General features: G+C 39.2%; 20 protein-coding genes, 1 riboswitch and 1 other annotated feature. Of the genes, 10 read left to right on the top strand and 10 right to left on the bottom strand.

Annotation, left to right across the window (positions count from 1 at the left end; all coding sequences use genetic code 11):
* Nucleotides 1-5: 5 nt before the first annotated feature.
* Nucleotides 6-1,004, bottom strand: coding sequence for an ABC transporter substrate-binding protein (locus SLH51_RS06675; protein ID WP_335960106.1), 999 nt, complete (start codon nucleotides 1,002-1,004; stop codon nucleotides 6-8).
* 145 nt (nucleotides 1,005-1,149) lie between these two features.
* Between SLH51_RS06675 and SLH51_RS06670 the strand changes: the two genes are divergently transcribed.
* Complete coding sequence (locus tag SLH51_RS06670; protein ID WP_335960104.1) at nucleotides 1,150-1,935, top strand: alpha/beta hydrolase family protein; 786 nt, start codon at nucleotides 1,150-1,152, stop codon at nucleotides 1,933-1,935.
* Between the two features lie 77 nt (nucleotides 1,936-2,012).
* Nucleotides 2,013-2,828, top strand: coding sequence for an alpha/beta fold hydrolase (locus tag SLH51_RS06665; RefSeq protein WP_335960138.1), 816 nt, complete (start codon nucleotides 2,013-2,015; stop codon nucleotides 2,826-2,828).
* 77 nt (nucleotides 2,829-2,905) lie between these two features.
* Here SLH51_RS06665 and SLH51_RS06660 read toward each other — a convergent pair whose 3' ends face one another.
* Complete coding sequence (locus SLH51_RS06660) at nucleotides 2,906-3,436, bottom strand: phosphatase PAP2 family protein (RefSeq protein ID WP_335960102.1); 531 nt, start codon at nucleotides 3,434-3,436, stop codon at nucleotides 2,906-2,908.
* A gap of 203 nt (nucleotides 3,437-3,639) precedes the next feature.
* Between SLH51_RS06660 and SLH51_RS06655 the strand changes: the two genes are divergently transcribed.
* Nucleotides 3,640-4,785 (top strand): glycosyltransferase family 4 protein, encoded by a 1,146-nt coding sequence (locus SLH51_RS06655; protein ID WP_335960100.1) that lies wholly within the window; start codon nucleotides 3,640-3,642, stop codon nucleotides 4,783-4,785.
* Between the two features lie 75 nt (nucleotides 4,786-4,860).
* Here SLH51_RS06655 and pckA read toward each other — a convergent pair whose 3' ends face one another.
* The gene (gene pckA, locus SLH51_RS06650; protein ID WP_335960099.1) at nucleotides 4,861-6,441 is read right to left on the bottom strand and encodes a phosphoenolpyruvate carboxykinase (ATP); all 1,581 of its coding nucleotides are present in this window, start codon (nucleotides 6,439-6,441) and stop codon (nucleotides 4,861-4,863) included.
* Between the two features lie 302 nt (nucleotides 6,442-6,743).
* Between pckA and SLH51_RS06645 the strand changes: the two genes are divergently transcribed.
* From SLH51_RS06645 to SLH51_RS06635, 3 genes are all read left to right on the top strand, one after another.
* Nucleotides 6,744-7,118: a hypothetical protein gene (locus tag SLH51_RS06645; protein ID WP_335960098.1), complete on the top strand. Its 375-nt coding sequence runs from the start codon at nucleotides 6,744-6,746 to the stop codon at nucleotides 7,116-7,118.
* A 202-nt stretch (nucleotides 7,119-7,320) separates the two neighbouring features.
* Nucleotides 7,321-7,432: riboswitch (SAM riboswitch) on the top strand.
* Between the two features lie 161 nt (nucleotides 7,433-7,593).
* On the top strand, nucleotides 7,594-8,799 hold the full coding sequence (gene metK, locus SLH51_RS06640) for a methionine adenosyltransferase (RefSeq protein ID WP_335960097.1): 1,206 nt from the start codon (nucleotides 7,594-7,596) through the stop codon (nucleotides 8,797-8,799).
* A gap of 278 nt (nucleotides 8,800-9,077) precedes the next feature.
* Entirely contained in the window at nucleotides 9,078-9,233 is a 156-nt protein-coding gene (locus SLH51_RS06635) for a DUF1540 domain-containing protein (RefSeq protein WP_335960096.1), read from the top strand.
* A 91-nt stretch (nucleotides 9,234-9,324) separates the two neighbouring features.
* On the opposite strand, the gene SLH51_RS06630 is transcribed toward SLH51_RS06635, so the two are convergent.
* Nucleotides 9,325-9,852 (bottom strand): gamma carbonic anhydrase, encoded by a 528-nt coding sequence (locus tag SLH51_RS06630; protein WP_335960095.1) that lies wholly within the window; start codon nucleotides 9,850-9,852, stop codon nucleotides 9,325-9,327.
* Between the two features lie 106 nt (nucleotides 9,853-9,958).
* Between SLH51_RS06630 and SLH51_RS06625 the strand changes: the two genes are divergently transcribed.
* Both SLH51_RS06625 and SLH51_RS06620 read left to right on the top strand, forming a co-directional pair.
* The gene (locus SLH51_RS06625) at nucleotides 9,959-10,741 is read left to right on the top strand and encodes an alpha/beta hydrolase (RefSeq protein WP_335960093.1); all 783 of its coding nucleotides are present in this window, start codon (nucleotides 9,959-9,961) and stop codon (nucleotides 10,739-10,741) included.
* Nucleotides 10,742-10,822: 81 nt separating this feature from the next.
* The gene (locus SLH51_RS06620; RefSeq protein ID WP_335960092.1) at nucleotides 10,823-11,878 is read left to right on the top strand and encodes a tetraprenyl-beta-curcumene synthase family protein; all 1,056 of its coding nucleotides are present in this window, start codon (nucleotides 10,823-10,825) and stop codon (nucleotides 11,876-11,878) included.
* Here SLH51_RS06620 and SLH51_RS06615 read toward each other — a convergent pair.
* The 4 genes from SLH51_RS06615 to mnmL all read right to left on the bottom strand — a co-directional run bounded on the left by SLH51_RS06615 (nucleotide 11,875) and on the right by mnmL (nucleotide 14,328).
* Nucleotides 11,875-12,003, bottom strand: coding sequence for a hypothetical protein (locus SLH51_RS06615; protein ID WP_335960090.1), 129 nt, complete (start codon nucleotides 12,001-12,003; stop codon nucleotides 11,875-11,877). The genes SLH51_RS06620 and SLH51_RS06615 overlap by 4 nt on opposite strands.
* A gap of 92 nt (nucleotides 12,004-12,095) precedes the next feature.
* Nucleotides 12,096-12,668: a beta-class carbonic anhydrase gene (locus SLH51_RS06610; protein ID WP_335960088.1), complete on the bottom strand. Its 573-nt coding sequence runs from the start codon at nucleotides 12,666-12,668 to the stop codon at nucleotides 12,096-12,098.
* 141 nt (nucleotides 12,669-12,809) lie between these two features.
* A complete protein-coding gene (gene mnmM, locus SLH51_RS06605) occupies nucleotides 12,810-13,382 on the bottom strand; it encodes a tRNA 5-(aminomethyl)-2-thiouridylate-methyltransferase MnmM (protein ID WP_335960086.1) in 573 nt (190 codons plus the stop codon).
* A gap of 1 nt (nucleotide 13,383) precedes the next feature.
* A complete protein-coding gene (gene mnmL / locus SLH51_RS06600) occupies nucleotides 13,384-14,328 on the bottom strand; it encodes a tRNA modification radical SAM protein MnmL/YtqA (RefSeq protein ID WP_335960085.1) in 945 nt (314 codons plus the stop codon).
* 331 nt (nucleotides 14,329-14,659) lie between these two features.
* Nucleotides 14,660-14,888, top strand: a binding site (T-box leader).
* Nucleotides 14,889-15,003: 115 nt separating this feature from the next.
* On the opposite strand from mnmL, the gene leuS reads away from it, so the two are divergent.
* Nucleotides 15,004-17,427, top strand: a complete 2,424-nt coding sequence (gene leuS / locus SLH51_RS06595; protein ID WP_335960083.1) for a leucine--tRNA ligase — start codon at nucleotides 15,004-15,006, stop codon at nucleotides 17,425-17,427.
* Between the two features lie 190 nt (nucleotides 17,428-17,617).
* Entirely contained in the window at nucleotides 17,618-18,073 is a 456-nt protein-coding gene (locus SLH51_RS06590) for a hypothetical protein (RefSeq protein WP_335960082.1), read from the top strand.
* 258 nt (nucleotides 18,074-18,331) lie between these two features.
* Here the strand turns inward: SLH51_RS06590 and SLH51_RS06585 are convergent, their stop codons facing one another.
* Both SLH51_RS06585 and SLH51_RS06580 read right to left on the bottom strand, forming a co-directional pair.
* Entirely contained in the window at nucleotides 18,332-18,511 is a 180-nt protein-coding gene (locus SLH51_RS06585) for an H-type small acid-soluble spore protein (protein WP_335960080.1), read from the bottom strand.
* 87 nt (nucleotides 18,512-18,598) lie between these two features.
* The gene (locus SLH51_RS06580) at nucleotides 18,599-19,870 is read right to left on the bottom strand and encodes a BaiN/RdsA family NAD(P)/FAD-dependent oxidoreductase (RefSeq protein WP_335960078.1); all 1,272 of its coding nucleotides are present in this window, start codon (nucleotides 19,868-19,870) and stop codon (nucleotides 18,599-18,601) included.
* Between the last annotated feature and the right edge of the window lie 131 nt (nucleotides 19,871-20,001).

Raw genomic sequence — 20,001 nt, 5'->3', positions numbered from 1 at the left:
GCCTCCTAATTTGTTGCACTCTCAGCAATTGATGTATTCACTAATTCAGAGTATTCAACTTGTTGTGGAAGTTCTCCAGCTTCATCCATAATGAGTTGTAAATTATCCCATGCATCGGATTGCAGGAGCGGAGACGTTGCATAGGAACCTTGTGTGCGATAGCGATCAACAACTTGGGCAACGAGCTCTACATCTGTATCTTCAAAAAACTCAACGATAGCCTCTGCCACGACATCAACTGGTTGTTCGTCCACCCACTTTTGTCCTTTATAGAGCGCACGAGTAAACGCCTCAAGCTTTTCTTGTTCTTTTTTAATGTAGCTTTGCTTTGCCATGAAGACAGTATATGGGACATTGCCTGATTCTGTACCAAAGGAAGCCACTATATGACCGATACCTTCGTTTTCAAATAAAGTTGCTTGTGGTTCAAATAATTGAACGAAATCTCCAGTACCAGATGCAAAAGCGCTTGGGATATTCCCAAAATCAATGTTTTGAATGAGGTTCAAATCTTGGTGTGGGTCAATGCCATTCAATTTTAAAACATGTTCACCGACCATTTGTGGCATTCCGCCTGTACGTTGACCAAGGAAAGTACTTCCTTTCAACTCATCCCAGTCAAAAGAGGCCAGTTTTTCACGAGAAACAAGAAAGGTACCATCTGATTGTGTTAATTGTGCGAAATTAATTGCAGGATCTGTAGCTTGTTGAGCATAAACGTAAATGGATGTTTCAGCACCAACTAAAGCGACGTCCGCCCCATCTGATAATAAGGATGTCATCGTATTGTCGCCGCCCCAAGTTGTTGTTAAGTCAAGGTAAATGCCCTCTTCTTCAAAAAAACCTTGTGAAATTGCTGCATATAGTGGGGCATAAAAAATGGAGCGGGTAACTTCTGAAACACGAATCGCGTCCTTATGGCCTTCTCCAAAAGAACAAGCGCTAATTGCAATAATAAGAACGAGAGATAAGAGCAGCAGGGTTGCTTGTTTTAAACCTTTCATGTCTTTCATCTCCTTAAAATTTGTGGGTAGATATGATAGTGTATGTCAGAGATGAAAAATGTGTGTTTGCCCATTTTAAAAAAGAGATGTTCAAAAGTAAAGAATACTTAAAGAACATCTCTTAAGAAAGGATAAATAGATAAACATGATCAATAAAATACGGATTCCCTCTCCACATCCACGTATTCACCTTTATCTCATTTTATATATGAGCAGTGGATATCTTGTGAAAGGATATATGGCAATTCCACAATGGGGACAGAAATTCCCTGGACTTCTTTATTTAAGAGGAGGAATAAAAAGCGTTGGAATGGTACGAGTACAACGAGTGATTCAGTGGGCTGCTGAAGGAATGGTTGTCATGGCCCCATTTTACCGGGGAAACAAAGGGGGACAAGGACAGGAAGATTTCTGTGGCAGCGACCGTGAAGATGCCTTTTCTGCTTTTGACCTTTTAAAAGAACATCCTCAAGTTGATCCTACATCACTTCATATACTTGGTTTTTCTAGAGGAGGAGTGATGGCGCTCTTAACAGCAATTGAGCGCCCGGAGGTGAACTCAGTCACCTGTTGGAATGGCGTATCCGATATGGTTCTAACTTATGAGGAAAGAATTGATCTACGTAGAATGATGAAACGAGTGATTGGTGGCACTCCAAATAAATACCCAGAAAGGTATGCATGGAGAACCCCATTGTTATCTGTAGCAAAAATAAAAGCACATGTCTTAATTATTCATGGTGAAAAAGATGAGCATGTTTCGGTTCGGCATGCGTACCGTTTGGAAAAAGCCTGTAAGGATTCAGGTGTGCCGGTTTCCTCTTGGTATTATCCAACCTTTTTTCACCATTTTCCTCTTTCGGAACAACGGATAATTCTTTCACGTGCTGCGACTTGGATGAAAGAACGAGTTCTTCATTACAAAGTATAAACATTCGTATGGTACGTCAAAAAATAACAAATACTACCTTTACATAACTTTGAAAATGGAGTTGTATAAAGGTGACAATGTCTCACATTCAAAAAGAAACGATCTCAATCGGAGAGGTAACAGTTTATTGTGAATATGTTTTAAATGGAAGACCGCCGATTATATTAATTCATGGATTTGTTTCTTCGACTTATACATTTAATCGGTTGATGCCTTTATTAACAAAAGAATTCTCTGTAATTGCTATCGATTTACCTGGATTTGGTAGAAGTGAGAAATCAAAAACGTTTATTTATTCTTTTTCTAATTACGCTAAGTTTATTGAAGAATGCATACAGTATTTTAAACTGAAAGATGTAACAATTATTGGTCATTCTATGGGTGGTCAAATTGCCTTATATACTGCCCAATTAGCTCCATATAAAGTGAAAAATTTAGTGTTATTATGTAGTTCTGGATATTTAAAAAGTGCTAAAAAACCATTGATATACTGTTCATATTTGCCATTTTTTCGGTTTTTTGTAGAGCAGTATATTCGTAAAAAAGATATTAAGAAAAGCTTAGAAAATGTATTTTACAACAAATCATTCATAACAGAGGAGTTAATAGAAGAGTTTACGAGGCCTTTAACAGAAAAAGATTTCTATACATCACTACAAAGACTGTTGAGGTATCGTGAAGGTGATTTAACAAGTTATCAATTAAGCAAAATTCAAATTCCTACGTTGTTAATATGGGGAGAGGAGGACAGAGTTGTTCCTCTTAAAATTGGACAAAGATTGGTACAAGACTTACCAAATGCTAAGCTCATTACGTATGAAAAAACAGGTCATTTAGTAACAGAGGAGCGTCCAAATGATCTTTATCATCATATTGCTTCATACATCTCCTAATGAATTGTAAGGAGATAGGAGAGGGAGACCAAGTGATAGAAAACGACCTTGAAAAGTTCTCAAGGAAGTTTTCTCTTTCACACATAAATGAAATAGACAGCTAGAATAGCGCTGATCGTTCCAAGTAGAGCACCGATAATACAGTCTGTTGGATAATGCAAGCCTACATACATTCTTGAAATGCCTACAAGTAATGCAAGCGGGATAACACTTAACGCTAGAAGTGGAGAATGGAGAGCAAATACAACGGCAATTGAAAAAGCAGCAGTCGTGTGTCCTGACGGGAATGAATAGTCTTTTAATGGATTCTGGCATATATTAACATTAGGCAAAGTGAGATACGGTCGCTTTCGGCAGGATAGTTTTTTTATTATTTGAACACTAACAAAACCCAAGCTTAAAGAAATAAAGGCATCAATTGCCCAGTAGCGTATATCATTTGTAAAAATAATCATGAGAAAAAAAAGCAAAGAAAGTGAAAAGATTGCCCCACCAAGGTGGGTAATTCTCGGTAATAAAGCGTCCAACACTTTGCATCTCCACAGTTGGTTTACGACAAAAAATACTCGGTTGTCATTGATGGATAACCAGTTCACAATTCGATTCATAGAAAACACTCCATCTAGTAAGATTCAATACGAGACTCTGAAACTATTATCATTATAGTATCATTCTTTTAAGCTTATGTTGATAGAATGTTGATTTTTTTAAGGAGAATTAATAATCATTTAACATAATATTTGTAAATATTGACTACATTTTTTAGTAAAGTTGAAGTAACAACTTTATTAAAAAAGGGGAGTATCCAACTATGCGTATTGCTATTTTTACTGATACTTACGCACCCGAAATTAATGGTGTAGCCAAAACATTATTGAGTTTAACATCGTATTTGGAGAAGAATCAGGTTGATTTTAGAGTGTTCGCACCGGATGGTAAAACCTCTGTGCCATCAGTTCCTCAAATTGAACGATTTATGAGTTTGCCTTTTCTGTTATACCCTGAATGTCGAATTGCTCTTCCTAATCTCCTTCATATAAAACAATCATTAGACGAGTTTAACCCTACTCTCATCCACATTGCCACCCCACTTAATTTAGGTCTGTACGGTCTTCATTATGGGAAAAAACATCATATTCCTATGGTTGCGTCTTATCATACCCACTTTGATGATTATTTACATTATTATCATATCCCTTTTTTGCAAAAATGGTTTTGGATGTATATGAGCTGGTTTCATCGGCCGTTTCACAAAGTATACGTCCCGTCCGAGAGCACGAAAGCTAAATTACTTGCGATGTCGATACATGATCAAATTGAGCTTTGGGGAAGGGGAGTTAACCATATCCTTTTTAACCCAAACAAAAGAGAGAATGAAATAAGGGAAAAATACAAGATAAAACAAAAAAAGATTATATTATATGTTGGAAGAATCGCCCCTGAAAAAGATATTGATATCGTCATGAACACCTTTGAAGCATTGCCTAAACGATGTAGAGAAGATGCACACTTGCTTATTGTTGGAGATGGTCCACTATTAAAAACAATGTCGAATCATAGAAGTGAACACATAACCTTTACAGGCTTCCTAGAAGGAGAAGTATTAGCAAACGCGTATGCTTCAAGTGACCTCTTTTTATTTCCTTCATCTACTGAGACTTTTGGCAATGTTGTATTAGAAGCCATGTCATCCGGACTACCGATTATTGGAGCGAATGTAGGAGGAGTGAAGCACCTCATCACACATGGAGAAAATGGTTTTTTATGTACTGCTAGAGATGTCTGCTCCTTTGCTGAGCATACAATGCAGATGTTAGAAAATGACCAATTACGTACAAATTTTGGTGTGCGCGCACGTCAATTTGCCCTTACACAGTCTTGGGAAGAAATATTTGCCCGGCTCATTTTGAGTTATGAAGATGTAATTACTATGACGAAACAACAATTTTCAGCATGAAAGAAGAAGGTCTGCCACAACTGCAACTTATGTAAGTTGGTACCAGTGAGGCAGACCTTTTTTGTGTATTTGAATTTACTTTGGACCAGCTTGTTTTATACGGTCGCTAATGTCATTAAATTTTATGAAATTTTGTTTGAAATTAGTAGCAAGTTGTTGTGCTTTTGTATCATATGCTTTCTTGTCTTCCCATGTATTGCGTGGTTGCAGAACTTTGTCGGGCACCCCTGCGCAATGAAGTGGAATATGCAATCCAAAGACAGGGTCAGTAGTCGTTTCTACCGCTCGTAATTCTCCTGATAAAGCAGCTTGAACCATCGCTCGCGTATATTTAAGATTCATTCGTTCGCCTACTCCATAGGAACCGCCAGACCATCCGGTGTTAACAAGATATACGTCAACATTATGCTGGTCAATATTCTCTCCTAACATCTCTGCATAACGAGCTGCTGGAAGTGGTAAAAATGGTGCACCAAAACATGTTGAGAAGGTTGCCTCTGGAGATGTGATGCCACGCTCGGTACCAGCTAATTTACTCGTGTATCCAGACAAAAAGTGGTACATTGCCTGTTCTTTTGTTAGTTTGCTAATAGGCGGTAGAACTCCAAATGCATCAGCTGTAAGAAAGATGATTGTGTTGGGGTGACCTGCTATACTTGGTATTAACGCATTTGGAATGGCCTCAAGTGGATAGGCAGCTCGAGTATTTTCAGTTAGACAAGTATCATGATAATCTGCTTGACTTGTTTGTTTATCTAAAATGACATTTTCAAGAACGGTACCAAACCTAATCGCATTCCAGATTTGAGGCTCTTTCTCCTCCGTGAGATTAATGCATTTTGCATAACAACCACCTTCGATATTAAACACCCCGTTGTTTGACCAACCATGCTCATCATCACCAATTAATGACCGTTGTGGATCTGCTGAGAGCGTTGTCTTTCCTGTTCCTGATAAACCGAAAAATAAGGCTACATCACCTTCATTGCTCGTGTTGGCTGAGCAGTGCATTGAGAGGACATCTTGTTCAGGAAGTAAGTAGTTCATAATGGAGAAAATCGACTTTTTCATCTCACCTGCATATTCTGTTCCCCCTATTAATACAACACGCTCTTCAAAAGACACAATCACAAATGCCTCTGACCTGGTCCCGTCAATTGTCGGATTTGCTTTAAATGAAGGTGCTGAAATAATCGTAAAGGCTTTGTTTTCATTATCACTTCTTACTTCTGTAGGTCTAATAAATAATTGTCGAGCAAACACTTGGTGCCAAGCAAATTCGTTGATTACTTTTAAAGGCAAACGGTATAATTCGTCTGCCCCCGCATATCCATCTGAGACAAATAGTTCCTCTTTACGACCTAAATGATTGATAACTTTATGGTACAAAGAGGTGAAGACCTCTTTCTCAATAGGTTGGTTCACGCTTCCCCAGTCAATTTTGTCTGCCACAGAAGATTCCTTGACAATGAATTTGTCCTTAGGAGAACGCCCTGTATATGCGCCAGTTTCAACACTAAGTGCACCGGTTGAAGTTAAAGTCCCTTCACCGCGTATTAAAGACTTTTCGATTAGGGAAGAGATTGATAGATTAAGATAAACATTTTCTTGCTTCATTAAATTGGCTAATTCTGATTGTAGGCTTATCGTTTTCATTGTCGCAAAATCCTTTCCTTATTAAATGAATTAATTACCACTTTTAATAAAACTTGTTTATTAGTATAACACATTAAGTTTAATAGTCTATACTATTAAAATTTTTTTTAAAATGTGATACTTTTTGATCCTTAATTAAGCTTCTTGAGAGAAACCAATAGGTGCCTATACTGTCATTGGTCCTTTATTTAAGTGGCTTTGTACGTTAAGTGGAAGAATGATGTGTGTATGTACAAATGACGTTCCTATTTCTCAAGTCTGTGCATACGATGTAGGTAAAGAAAGTAAAGGAGGCGTTTGTGTTGGACCAAGTATCGATGCTTGATCTAGCTACCGTTTCTGCAGTGGTTGCAGCTCTTGTAACTGTGATCGGAAATGCTTTTGGAGTTGAGAAGCGGTATCGAGCTCTTTTAGCGATAGGTATAGCCGGTATCCTTTGGTTTATCCCGAGAGAGTGGGGGGAACAAGTCTTAATGGCTTTGATAATCGGATTAACCGCTAGTGGTGTGTATAGTCAAGTTAAACCAAGAGACAATGAAAATGAACTGATGAGGATGCAAATAAAAGAAGACGTAAAACAGGAGCTAGAACGAGAGCAAGAGCGCATGCGTCGTGAGGAATTAAAACGTAAGCTTCAAGAAGATCCTAATCGAAGAAACGATGATACCCCCTATTAGATGCGAAAGGGGGACCATGAGCATACTTTCTAAAGCAATCGCACACACTAAAATGGTAAAGGAACAATGCTATTTGTCAGGGTGCTCAAAAGTATGTTACGTATATGGTGATCCTAAGAGAGTTCCTCTTTATTATGGAACAATTTAGAAGGAACAGTTGACAGTATACGACATGTGCGATATGATATGCGTCGAACGGATACTCTTATCCTGAGTAGGCGGAGGGACAGGCCCGAAGAAGCCCAGCAACCAACACTCGTAGCCATGAGTGAAAAGGTGCTAACCTGCAAGGCATTTGCCTTGAACGATAAGAGGCTAAAGGTAAACATTCAACCCTTTTCCTCTTTGGAAAAGGGTTTTTATCGTTTATACGTCTTTACAGGTAGGTATTTCCCATTCGGTGGGGCATGAGTGCCGTCTCAAAGAAAGACACATGCTAGTAAAGTAGCAGTGTTTAAAGGAGGAAATGATTAGTATGACAGAATTAAAAAGTAGACGTTTATTTACGTCAGAATCTGTAACGGAAGGGCATCCTGACAAAATTTGTGATCAAATTTCTGATGCGATTCTTGATGCGATTTTAGCAAATGATCCAAATGCGCGTGTTGCGTGCGAAACGTCAGTTACAACAGGACTTGTATTAGTAGCAGGAGAAATTACAACAAGTACGTATGTTGATATTCCAAAAATTGTTCGGGAAACAATCAAAGGAATTGGTTATACTCGTGCGAAATATGGTTTTGACTATGAAACGTGTGCTGTGCTCACTTCAATTGATGAACAGTCAGCAGATATTGCACAAGGGGTTGACAAAGCTCTTGAAGCACGTGAAGGCCAAATGACAGATGAAGAAATCGAAGCAATTGGTGCTGGTGACCAAGGTCTTATGTTTGGGTACGCTAACAATGAAACAAAAGAGCTTATGCCTCTACCTATTTCGTTAAGTCACAAAATTGCTCGTCGTTTAACAGAAGTACGAAAAGATGAAATTCTTCCTTACCTTCGCCCTGATGGAAAAACACAGGTTACGGTTGAGTATGATGAAGATGGCAAACCTGCACGTATTGATACAATTGTTATTTCTACTCAGCATCATCCAGAAGTATCGCTTGAGCAAATTCAACGTAACTTAAAAGAATATGTAATTAATCCAGTCGTTCCACAACAATTGATTGACGAGGATACGAAATATTTTATTAATCCAACTGGTCGTTTCGTAATTGGTGGACCTCAAGGGGATGCTGGTTTAACTGGACGTAAAATCATCGTGGATACATACGGTGGTTACGCACGTCACGGTGGCGGTGCGTTCTCTGGTAAGGATGCGACGAAAGTTGATCGCTCTGGTGCATACGCTGCACGATATGTTGCGAAAAACATTGTTGCTGCCGGTCTTGCTGATAAATGTGAAGTGCAGCTCGCTTATGCTATTGGCGTTGCTCGTCCGGTATCCATCTCAATTGATACGTTTGGAACAGGGAAAGTTTCAGAAGAGTCACTTGTTACGCTAGTTCGTGACAACTTTGACCTTCGTCCAGCAGGGATTATAAAAATGCTTGACCTTCGTCGTCCGATCTACAAGCAAACAGCAGCTTACGGTCACTTCGGTCGTACAGATGTGGAATTACCATGGGAGCAAACAAATAAGGCTGCTGCTTTAAAAGAGCAAGCTGGACTATAGGAACATAGAAGAGACAGTCTCATTTTGAGACTGTCTGTTTTTTTTGTAGAGAGTTTAGCTTGGCGGGAAGAAAGAAGGGGAGAGTTCGACTAAGAAGAATGAGCTTTGGGTTTATCTAAACTTGATTTTTACAATAAATGTAATTTCGTGCCGGGAACTAATCGGATAATTGCAGCTGTATACTTGATCCTTTACAAAAGGACATGCAAATAAAGCAAGTCCTTTTGTATGGAGTGTCCCTCTTCTGGTCAAAATGTAAGTAAGAGGGGGTGAGTAAGTTGGCACAAGATGTATTATGTGAAGTAAACAACTGTGTATATTGGGCTCAGGGCAATCAGTGTGATGCAGACAGAATTTATGTAGTAAGTCATACAGGCAAAGAAGCGGAAAAACAAGAAGAGACTGACTGTAAGACATTTGAACCTCAACATTAATTAGTTATAGAAAAGAGCGACGCACTCGCTCTTTTCTATTTCTATTATTGATAATAATAATCAATGTTATTCAAAATAGGCTAAAAATATTCTATTTGCTATTGTTCTCTTTCAATACTTGCTTATAATGTTGTCCTTTTTCAACATATTCACGTCGAATACGCGCCATGTCATCAAGATCTACTTGAGTTAAGTCGCGGATAACTTTAGCGGGCCTACCAAAAGCCATAGAGTGAGCAGGAATCTTTTTTCCCGGGGGGACAAGGCTGCCTGCTCCTATAAAAGCGCCTTCCCCAATCTCAGCTCCATCTAGAACGATTGATCCCATACCAATTAAGGCTTTTTTACGAATTGTACAACTATGTAACATGACTTGGTGACCGACCGTTACATCATCTTCAATAATTAGTGGGTATTTCGGGCTTTGATGAAGCATAGATTGATCTTGAATGTTAACGCGATCACCAATAATTGTAGGAGAAACATCTCCTCGAATAACTGTTTGAAACCAAATACTCGATTTTTCTCCAATTGTAACATCTCCAGAAATAGTCACACCATCCGCAATGAAGGCGCTAGGAGCAATGGAAGGAAATTTATCTTGATATTGATAAATCATGAAGTCACATCCTTTTCGTTTAGTAATAAAATCGCTATACTTATTTTAACGTATATTTGCAGGTCATGTCCTTTTTTCAAATTGATTTGCTAAGGAGGAACGCATTATGTGGAAATGGGAAGTGGCTGATCCAAGAGGTGTCGTTGTTGTTGTTCATGGTGCAGGAGAACACCATGGAAGATATCAATGGCTAGCGCAAAAATGGAATAGTCATGGTTTAGATGTTGTAATGGGGGATCTCCCCGGTCAAGGGAAAACAAGAGGGAAACGCGGGCATATCCAATCATTTAACCAATATTTAGATTCGGTGGAGGAGTGGATTGAGGAAGCTCGAATAAAAGGGTTGCCGGTCTTCTTACTAGGACATAGTATGGGTGGACTTGTTGTCATCCGTACGCTCATGGAGCGAAATAATGCGATGATCGAGGGAGTGATCTTATCTTCACCTTGCTTAGGCTTAAGCGAGCCACCAGCAAAAACAAAAGAGCTTGCTACGAAAATAATGCATCGAATCACACCTGCATTGAGTCAGAATTCAGGAATTCGCTCTGAATTGGTAACACGTAATGAAGACATACGTGAACAATATTTAAAAGATGAGTTACGTGTCAGTAAAGTTTCAGCAAGGTGGTATCAAGAGTTATCGAAAGCAATGCGTCTGGCTCACAGGTATCCGGAAAAATTTCCGAACATACCTCTCTTTGTTTTGCAATCTGGTGAGGACTATGTAGTAAATAAATATGATGTTAGGGATTGGTTCAATCAGTTAACTTTAACAGAGAAATATTATAAAGAGTGGGATGGGCTTTACCATGAAGTGTTTAACGAACCAGAAAGAGAAGATGTTTTCCGTCATGCTGTGGGATTTGTAAATTTATTGATCCCATAGTAACTGTCGATTTGTTGTCATTGTAAGTCACCTATGATTGTGCTAAGGTTCTTATTATGAAATTGACGAGGAGGAAAGCTGTTGAACGCTCCGACAAAACCAATCCCATTGCTGATGAATATTTACAAAGAAGTGATTCCGACGGTCCACAAATATTTCGATCCGTGGAAGCAGAAAGCGGCAACAATTCCCGACTCCGAGCTCAGAGCCCAAGCACTTGATTCCCTTGAAAAAAAAGAGTTTCATTGTGAAGGGGGAGGAGTTTACGGACTTGTGGCAAAAGACCGCTTTGATGACTTGATTCAGTTTATTATTGCTTATCAAATAGCTTGTGACTACCTTGATAATCTATGTGATCGAAGTCCATCTTTAGATCCTAATGATTTCCGTTTGCTTCATCAAGCTCTCCTAGATGCACTAACGCCAGGTGCAGAGTTAAAGAATTACTATCAATATAGGGCTGAACAAGAGGATGGTGGGTATCTACATGCCTTGGTAAAAACGTGCCAAGATATTCTTGTAACGTTTCCAGCTTTCGATAAGGTAAGAGCTGGAATGTTGGAACTAAGTGGATACTACGGTGACTTACAAGTACATAAACATGTGAAAAAAGAAGACCGGATCCCAAGACTTGAAAGTTGGTTTGAACTGCACCGTCATAAAGTGCCTGACATGACTTGGTATGAGTTTTCAGCTTGTGCAGGGTCGACTCTCGGTATTTATACACTAGCAACCTATGCAACGAAATCCGATCTAACCGAAGAAACGGCCAATATTTTAAAAGAAGGGTACTATCCATGGATTCAAGGTCTCCATATTCTGTTAGATTACTTTATTGATCAAGAAGAAGATATTGCAGATGATGAATTAAATTTCTTGTTTTATTATGAAAATGAAGAGGAAATGATCGAACGTTTTCGTTTATTTGTTGAGAAATCTGAAGAATTGATCTCTAGGTTACCAGATCCGAAATTTCATAAAATGATTATTCGAGGAATTATTGCGATTTATATATCTGATGAAAAAGTACAAAAAGACAAAGAGATGAAAAAGAAGTCCAAGAAGATGATTAAGATGGGTGGTTTACCAACACTTTTATTTTATCTAAATAGTTGGATGTATCGACGTGAACGTTAAATACCAAAAACGGGTAGTGTTTTTGGTAGAAGCGGAACTGCTGCTGTTTCGAACGACAAGTAGTGGGCAACCGTCGTTTGACGCACAGCTTCTGGAGCCGTTTCCACCCTTTTAGTAGCTATCATACTTCATTGAACGCTACTTGAATTTCATTTATTCTATTCCCTCTTAGAAAATTAAAGGTCTGCCCCTAAAGGCAGACCTTTTTCACTATGTTTTATGTAGTCGTTGTTTGGTAACCATCGACGAGCAAATCTAATTTCCCAGTATCAGGACAAATTACAAGACCATGAACAGGAACGTGCTTTGGAAGAAGTGGGTGGTGTTTAATCATCCTAACGCTGTGTTGAACATTGTCTTCAACTTTGTCAAAGCCAGTTAAAAATGATTTAATGTCAACTCCTGAAAATTCAAGAGTTTCAATAGTCTTCATATCAACGCCGTTTGCTTCAGCTTTTTTTAAGACTGATGAAGCCTCTAGCCCAGTCATCCCACAGCCATGGTGCCCAACAACCATTACCTCATCAGCTTGTAATTCATAAATCCCCACTAAAATACTACGCATAATGCTTCCGAATGGATGAGAGATGACCGCTCCTGCATTTTTTATGATCTTAGCATCTCCATTTTTTACATTTAATGCTGCAGGCAGCAATTCTAATAATCGTGTATCCATACATGTTAAGATGACTACTCTTTTATTAGGAAATTTAGTTGTTTGAAACCTCTCATAGTGTTTTGACGTAACAAATTGTTCGTTATGGTCCAATATTGAACTAAGTAATGACATGAGTCATAATCTCTCCTCTTTAAATTCTTTATTTTATCTCTAAAAGGGTTTGTTCTCTCCTTACTCGAACGATATAACATGTGAGGCGTTGATGCTAACGATTTGCCAATTGCTATTCTCCCTTTTGTTGTTTCGTTTATTTTATCTTTTTTCTAGCACAACTACAAATGGGGGATGATTTGCTTGATTTATAAATTCATATTTCAGGACATGAGCATGGCGTTGATCAATTTGTTCGACAAAGGAAAGGACACTGTTCTTTTCGACTTTGCCTTCTTCGTGGCCATGGTAGATAACAAGGACAATTGTTCCGCCTTTTGGCATCATATCAAGCAATGCACTAACGGCTGCTAGAGTAGAGGTTGATTTGGTGACAATGGATTTGTCACCACCTGGCAAATATCCTAGGTTGAAAATGGCTGCTTTTAAATTGCTTATCTTATCTAGTGGGATAAAAGAACGCACTTCCTCATGACCCGAATGAATGAGAGTAACCCTTTTTTGTAGCTTTTGCTCGTTTATTAGTTTTGTCGTTGATGAGATAGCTTGCTCTTGAATATCAAAGCCATATACATGCCCAGCGTCCCCGACAAGAGTAGCTAGATAAACCGTATCATGACCGTTGCCAACGGTACAATCAACAGCAATATCCCCAGGACTTAATGCGTTTTCTAATATGAAACGTGCAAAAGGTAAGACTCCAAATACTTTCACCTTAATGACACCCTTTCTGCTGATAATACTTTCCTTGCCAACTATCACGCTTTATAAGTTCTGCTTCGATACCATTTAAAACACTCCACTTATTTATACTCCACATAGGTCCAATCATAATATCAGCAGGGCCATCCCCGGTAAGTCGGTGGATCACGATATCAGGTGGTAGGATTTCTAATTGATCGACTACAAGGCCTATATAATCATCAAGGCTCATAAATTCAAGCAATCCTTTTTCGTATTGTTTCACCATTGGAGTTTTTTTTAGAAGATGAAGTAGATGAATTTTGATACCTTGAACATTTAGTTTCGATACTTCATGGGCAGTTTCCATCATCATTTGATGATTCTCTAGTGGGAGTCCATTTATGATATGAGCACATACTCGAATCTTGTGTTTTCTTAATTTTTCAACACCTTCTTTATAACATTGATAATCGTGAGCACGATTAATCAACAGCGCTGTCCGTTCATGTACCGTTTGCAGACCAAGCTCAATCCATAAAAATGTACGCTTATTTAATTCAGCTAAATATTCAACGACATCATCAGGTAAACAATCAGGTCTAGTTGCAATAGAAAGTCCAACAACTCCATCCTGTTCTAAAATCGTTTCATAGTATTGACGTAATGTTTCAACGGATGCGTACGTGTTTGTATATGCCTGAAAATAGCCAATGTACTTTCCACTTTTCCACTTTTTGAGCATTCGTTGTTTAATTGTATGAAATTGCGTGATTAGATCATCTTTTCGATCACCAGCAAAGTCACCAGAGCCGCGCTCGCTACAAAAGGTACAACCGCCATGGGCAACATTTCCGTCACGGTTTGGACAGTCGAAACCAGCATCAAGAGGGATTTTAAACACTTTTTCACCAAATTGATCACGCAAATATTGATTCCATGAATAATACCGTTTATCTCCAAACGTTTGATTTTTCATATGGATCACCTTTCTTTTTGTACAAGGAAACGATTGTCATGAGCAACAGAAAACCATCTGTTGCTCTATATTGTAGCATGTTCGAATGTTTCGCCAAAGTATGAGTGTGAGAACTTTTGAATAAAAGGATTTCATCAAAAGCAGATCACCTAATTGGGAGTTTAGTTGGTGGACGACTTTTTGAAAAAAACGGTGCTTCTAAAACGTTGGTTTTTGGACTTGTTACCACAACAGCTTGTGCTGGGAAAAGCCTAGAAATTGAAATGCAAAGTTTGGCTCAACCGTTGCTTGACACAAGCCGTGTGAATTCATACAATACTAATAAGTTCATATGCAGACGTAGAAAAGGAATAGTAGTCATAATTGGGAACAAAAAGAGAGCTGACGGGTGGTGGAAGTCAGTCGAACAATTGGGATGAACTCGCCTTTTTAGTTTTGAAAGTGAAGGAAAGTAGCTTTCAACGGGTCACGACCGTTATTAGTGAAGAGCGAATGAAGATTGTAGAATATTCATTAATGTGGGTGGTACCGCGGGAAGTATAATAACTCTCGTCCCTAACAGTGTGTTAGGGGTGGGGGTTTTTTTGATATTAAGCGAAGCACCAATGGTCTCACTTATTAACCGGACCATTCGCCATTTGAACCAAGATACATGAAATTTAGGAGGAAGAAAAGATGTCGTTTTCACATGAAAAGATAGAAAAAAAGTGGCAACAGTACTGGGAAAAAAACAAAACATTTAAAACTACAGAAGAAGAAGAGAAGCCGAAATTTTATGCATTGGATATGTTTCCATATCCATCAGGAGCAGGTCTGCATGTTGGCCATCCAGAAGGGTATACAGCAACAGACATTTTATCTCGTATGAAGAGAATGCAAGGATACAATGTCCTTCACCCAATGGGGTGGGATGCATTTGGTTTACCGGCAGAACAATATGCACTGGATACGGGGAATGATCCAGCTATTTTTACAGAGCACAACATTAATACGTTCCGTCGTCAAATTAAGTCTCTTGGTTTCTCATATGACTGGGATCGCGAAATCAATACAACTGACCCAGAGTATTATAAATGGACGCAATGGATTTTCACCAAATTGTATGAAAAGGGCTTAGCTTACGTTGATGAAGTTGCTGTTAACTGGTGCCCTGCGCTGGGGACTGTATTAGCGAATGAGGAAGTCATTGATGGCAAAAGTGAGCGTGGCGATCATCCGGTTGAACGCCGTCCTATGAAGCAATGGATGTTGAAGATTACTGCTTATGCGGATCGATTGCTTGAAGACTTAGAAGAACTTGATTGGCCAGAAAGTATTAAAGACATGCAAAGGAATTGGATCGGCCGCTCAGAAGGTGCAGAAGTAACGTTTAAGGTCGATGGTCATGAAGGAGAAGAAGTCAAAGTCTTTACAACTCGTCCAGATACGCTGTTTGGCGCAACCTATATGGTCTTAGCACCTGAGCATAAGCTAGTCGATGTTATTGCAACCGCTGAGCAACAAGTTCAAGTAGATGAATACAAAACAAAAGTGGCGGCAAAAAGTGATTTGGAGCGTACAGAATTGTCAAAGGAAAAGACAGGAGTGTTTACAGGAGCATTTGCAGTTAATCCTGTAAATGGAGAACGCATTCCAATTTGGATCGCTGACTATGTTCTTGTAAGTTATGGTACAGGTGCAATTATGGCAGTACCAGCTCATGATGAGCGTGACTATGAGTTTGCGAAGACATTTGATTTAACGATTCGTGAAGTTGTTGCTGGTGGTAATGTTGAAGAGGAGGCGTACACAGGCGACGGAGAACATGTAAATTCTGAATTCTTAAATGGATTAGATAAAGAAACGGGAATCCGTAATATGATCGACTGGCTTGAAGCTAATCATTTTGGGAAAAAGCAAGTAACGTACCGACTTCGTGATTGGTTATTTAGCCGTCAGCGTTATTGGGGCGAACCAATTCCAGTTATTCACTGGGAAGACGGAACGATGACAACTATTCCGGAAAGTGAGCTACCACTTGTATTACCAAAAATGAAAGAAATCAGACCATCTGGAACAGGAGAGTCACCACTAGCAAATGAGAAAAATTGGCTGGAAGTAGTCGACCCTAAAACAGGAAAAAAAGGTCGTCGCGAAACGAATACGATGCCGCAATGGGCTGGAAGTTGCTGGTATTACCTTCGTTACATTGATCCGAAGAACTCTGAAGCACTAGCTGATCCAGACAAATTAAAAAGATGGCTACCTGTCGATATTTACATTGGAGGAGCAGAACATGCGGTACTTCACCTATTATACGCCCGTTTCTGGCACAAAGTACTTTATGATATCGGGGTCGTTACAACAAAGGAACCATTCCAAAAATTATTCAATCAAGGAATGATTCTAGGGGAAAACAACGAGAAAATGAGTAAATCAAAAGGAAATGTTGTAAATCCTGATGATGTTGTTACAAGTCATGGTGCAGATACATTACGCCTGTATGAAATGTTTATGGGACCATTAGATGGTTCGATTGCATGGTCAACAAATGGATTAGATGGAGCTCGTCGTTTCTTAGATCGTGTATGGCGCCTATTCGTTGATGAGGCTACAGGAGAGTTGAGTACAAACATTCAAGATGTAGTGGCTCAAGAAAGTTTTGTACGAGTCTATCACCAATCAGTGAAAAAAATTACAGAAGATATGGCAGAATTACGTTTTAATGTCGCGATTTCACAAATGATGGTGTTTATTAACGAGGGCTACAAGCAAGAGGTGTTACCTCGTGATTTGGTGGAGGGGTTTGTTAAAATGCTTGCTCCAATTGCACCACATGTTGCGGAAGAGTTATGGGAAAAGCTTGGTCACGAAGGCACGATTAGTTATGAAGACTGGCCAACATTCGACGAATCGATGCTTGTTGAGAATGAAGTAGAAGTAGTTGTTCAAATTAATGGTAAGGTAAAAGCAAAATTAGTTATACCAGCCGATGCAACCAAGGAACAAATGGAAGAAATTGCAAAAGAGGATGAGAAAGTTCAAACTGCAATTGGTGAGAAGACAGTACGTAAGATCATTGCTGTACCTGGTAAATTAGTGAATATCGTAGTTGGATAAGTCCTGATGTAATAAGATTAGCAAAAAAATATTTATTAGAAAATCAGCTCTCAAAGGAGCTGATTTTTTTTTGGGGTTTTAAAGGGAGAGTTCAGCGGAAGATAGTTGAATTAGCATAGAAAAAGCTATAATGAGCACGATATTATTGGGTATATAAGTACCTGACCACGACGATCGGAGGCTTTTCATTATGGATGATCAAGACAAACAATTGCAATTGCCACTAGGACATCAAGACATGGAAGATTTAGAACTACAAGAGACAAAACAATACCTCCAACAAGCGCAGCAGGATTTACAAACGGAGAATGAACAATTACAGCAAGCCGAGCAGCAACTCCAACAAGCGCAGCAACAAATGCAACAGCAAAATCCATTACAACAGGCACAACAGAACTTGCAAATGGAGAATCAACAATTTCAAGAGGCACAGCAGAAGCTTCAACAAGCGCAGCAGCAAGTGCAGCAGCAAAAGTTAAACTTGCAACAGTTACATCAACAAGTTGAACAAGGCCAACAGCAGTTACAGACACTTCAAGGGCAGGTTGAACAAGAAAAGCAGCATATTCAACAAGAAAAACAACAAGTTCAACAGGCGCAGCAACAGGTTTTTGATGCAATGTCAGAGCAAAATAACTTTCAATAAAAAGCATAGGAAAGAGCCAACATTTCATTATGTTAGCTCTTTTTTTAAGTCACAAGAATGGTAAAGCTAAGAAGCCACTGAAGAAGTCCATCAAGGAAGCGGCAATGGCTCCGCACGTTGCGCGCCTGCGGATTGGGAAATCCACTCATAGCGGGCTTTAAGATGTGAGACACTTCTCACACCCATGGCAACGGCTACGCTCATTGCTTGAGGCCACTGAAAAAGGTAAAAAGCAACCTTTTTCAGTGGCCTCAAAAACTACACTTCTTTTAGTTCAGAAATCTCTACTTCCGATCTTTCCTCTAAAGGCCCTCGTAAATGAACGGTAGCTGTTTTTCCATCTTCATTTAATTGATCGATCCAAACAGAAATACCATTATAGGTTACATTAATGTCGGCAGAAGAAGAAAGTATTTGTTTTACACGTGTCACATCCATCTTAGTCACCCCTACTTTTATCTTTTCGTTATAGATTGTGTGATAAAAGGGAGGTTTATTCAAACATATCACCTGGATTTTTGGATATTATTTGTGAACAACTTGTTCTGCAGCGGACTTTCCTGCTGTGTACCCTGTAGAAAAAGCTACTGTAATGTTATAGCCTCCTGTATAGCCATGAATATCGAGGACTTCTCCACAAAAATACAAGCCTTTTTTCTTTCTTGAATGCATCGTTTTAGGTTCAATTTCTTTTATCGAAATGCCCCCCCCAGTGACAAATGCTTTCTCGATTGAAAGAGTTCCGTTCACTTCGATTTCGAAATGCTTACATATTGTAACAATTGCCCGCAAGGTATCATGAGATACAGTAGAAGCTTGCGCTTGTGTATCAACGGATAGTTTGTCATAAATAAATAGCAAAATACGTTCAGTTGCAAACCCTTTTAGGAGGTTCTTTATTGATTTTTTTGGCTCGGCTTTGACCTTTGCAAGTAGCTGTTGGAATAAGGCTTCGTCTGATACTCTTGGAAAGAGATCAATTTCCATTTTGATTGTACTGGTTTTGAATTTCATCATTGCTTTCACAACATACTGACTACAGCGAAGAGCAGCTGGACCTGAAATTCCAAAATGTGTGAAAATCATATCGCCATCATGTTTTTTAATTTTCTTTCCTTTTGGATTAAAAACCGTTAGCTCGATATCTCGTAATGATAAGCCTTGCAAAGTTTTGTTACGAATAAATGTCTCATTAGAAGTAATAGGTACTTCGGTTGGGTAAAGTTCTGTAATCGTGTGTCCTGCTTTCTCTGCCCATGGATAACCATCGCCAGTACTACCGGTGTGAGGAACTGATTTCCCCCCAGTTGCAACAATGACCGTGTGGGTAGGGAGCCTCCCACCGTTTTGTAAGACGACTTCACTTACTGCTTCTTCTGTATAATTAATCGTTTTAACAGCCGTATTGGTTTGAATCTGAACTCCAAGCTCACGAACCCGATTTAGTAAGGTCTCAACAACGGTGGTGGCCTTATCGTTTACAGGAAACATTCGACCGCGGTCTTCTTCCTTAAGACTGATCCCTAACCCTTCGAAAAATTGAATAATATTTTCATTATTAAAGACAGAAAAGGGGCTATGCATAAAACGTCCATTTCCAGGAATATGAGCAATTAACTCTTGGATCTCCATTCGATTCGTTACATTGCAACGTCCACCACCTGATATCGCCAGTTTTCGTCCAAGTTTGTTTCCTTTATCAACGAGAAGAACACTTGCACCATGTTCGGCAGCGGCAATGGAAGCCATTAGTCCAGAAGGTCCTCCCCCGATAATTATTACATCATATATCTTCATACTTTCACCTCTATTTTTCTAACAGAGGAAGTTCAAAAGGGAATTCCCATTTGAACTTCCTCGAGGCAATGAATGGTGCAGCTGCATCAATTTAGACCTACTCTTAAGTGGTTTTCTTAGAGTACGCGAGC

It is taken from the genome of Halalkalibacter kiskunsagensis (assembly GCF_037027555.1).
Taxonomy (GTDB): Bacteria; Bacillota; Bacilli; order Bacillales; family Bacillaceae_D; genus Halalkalibacter; species Halalkalibacter kiskunsagensis.
This window is presented reverse-complemented; position numbering and strand designations above follow the sequence as displayed.

Coding starts and splice junctions, on each gene's coding strand:
- SLH51_RS06675 (WP_335960106.1), bottom strand. CDS start 1,004: ATGAAAGGTTTAAAACAAGCAACCCTGCTGCTCTTATCTCTCGTTCTT.
- SLH51_RS06670 (WP_335960104.1), top strand. CDS start 1,150: ATGATCAATAAAATACGGATTCCCTCTCCACATCCACGTATTCACCTT.
- SLH51_RS06665 (WP_335960138.1), top strand. CDS start 2,013: ATGTCTCACATTCAAAAAGAAACGATCTCAATCGGAGAGGTAACAGTT.
- SLH51_RS06660 (WP_335960102.1), bottom strand. CDS start 3,436: ATGAATCGAATTGTGAACTGGTTATCCATCAATGACAACCGAGTATTT.
- SLH51_RS06655 (WP_335960100.1), top strand. CDS start 3,640: ATGCGTATTGCTATTTTTACTGATACTTACGCACCCGAAATTAATGGT.
- pckA (WP_335960099.1), bottom strand. CDS start 6,441: ATGAAAACGATAAGCCTACAATCAGAATTAGCCAATTTAATGAAGCAA.
- metK (WP_335960097.1), top strand. CDS start 7,594: ATGACAGAATTAAAAAGTAGACGTTTATTTACGTCAGAATCTGTAACG.
- SLH51_RS06630 (WP_335960095.1), bottom strand. CDS start 9,852: ATGATTTATCAATATCAAGATAAATTTCCTTCCATTGCTCCTAGCGCC.
- SLH51_RS06625 (WP_335960093.1), top strand. CDS start 9,959: ATGTGGAAATGGGAAGTGGCTGATCCAAGAGGTGTCGTTGTTGTTGTT.
- SLH51_RS06615 (WP_335960090.1), bottom strand. CDS start 12,003: ATGATAGCTACTAAAAGGGTGGAAACGGCTCCAGAAGCTGTGCGTCAA.
- SLH51_RS06610 (WP_335960088.1), bottom strand. CDS start 12,668: ATGTCATTACTTAGTTCAATATTGGACCATAACGAACAATTTGTTACG.
- mnmL (WP_335960085.1), bottom strand. CDS start 14,328: ATGAAAAATCAAACGTTTGGAGATAAACGGTATTATTCATGGAATCAA.
- leuS (WP_335960083.1), top strand. CDS start 15,004: ATGTCGTTTTCACATGAAAAGATAGAAAAAAAGTGGCAACAGTACTGG.
- SLH51_RS06590 (WP_335960082.1), top strand. CDS start 17,618: ATGGATGATCAAGACAAACAATTGCAATTGCCACTAGGACATCAAGAC.
- SLH51_RS06585 (WP_335960080.1), bottom strand. CDS start 18,511: ATGGATGTGACACGTGTAAAACAAATACTTTCTTCTTCTGCCGACATT.
- SLH51_RS06580 (WP_335960078.1), bottom strand. CDS start 19,870: ATGAAGATATATGATGTAATAATTATCGGGGGAGGACCTTCTGGACTA.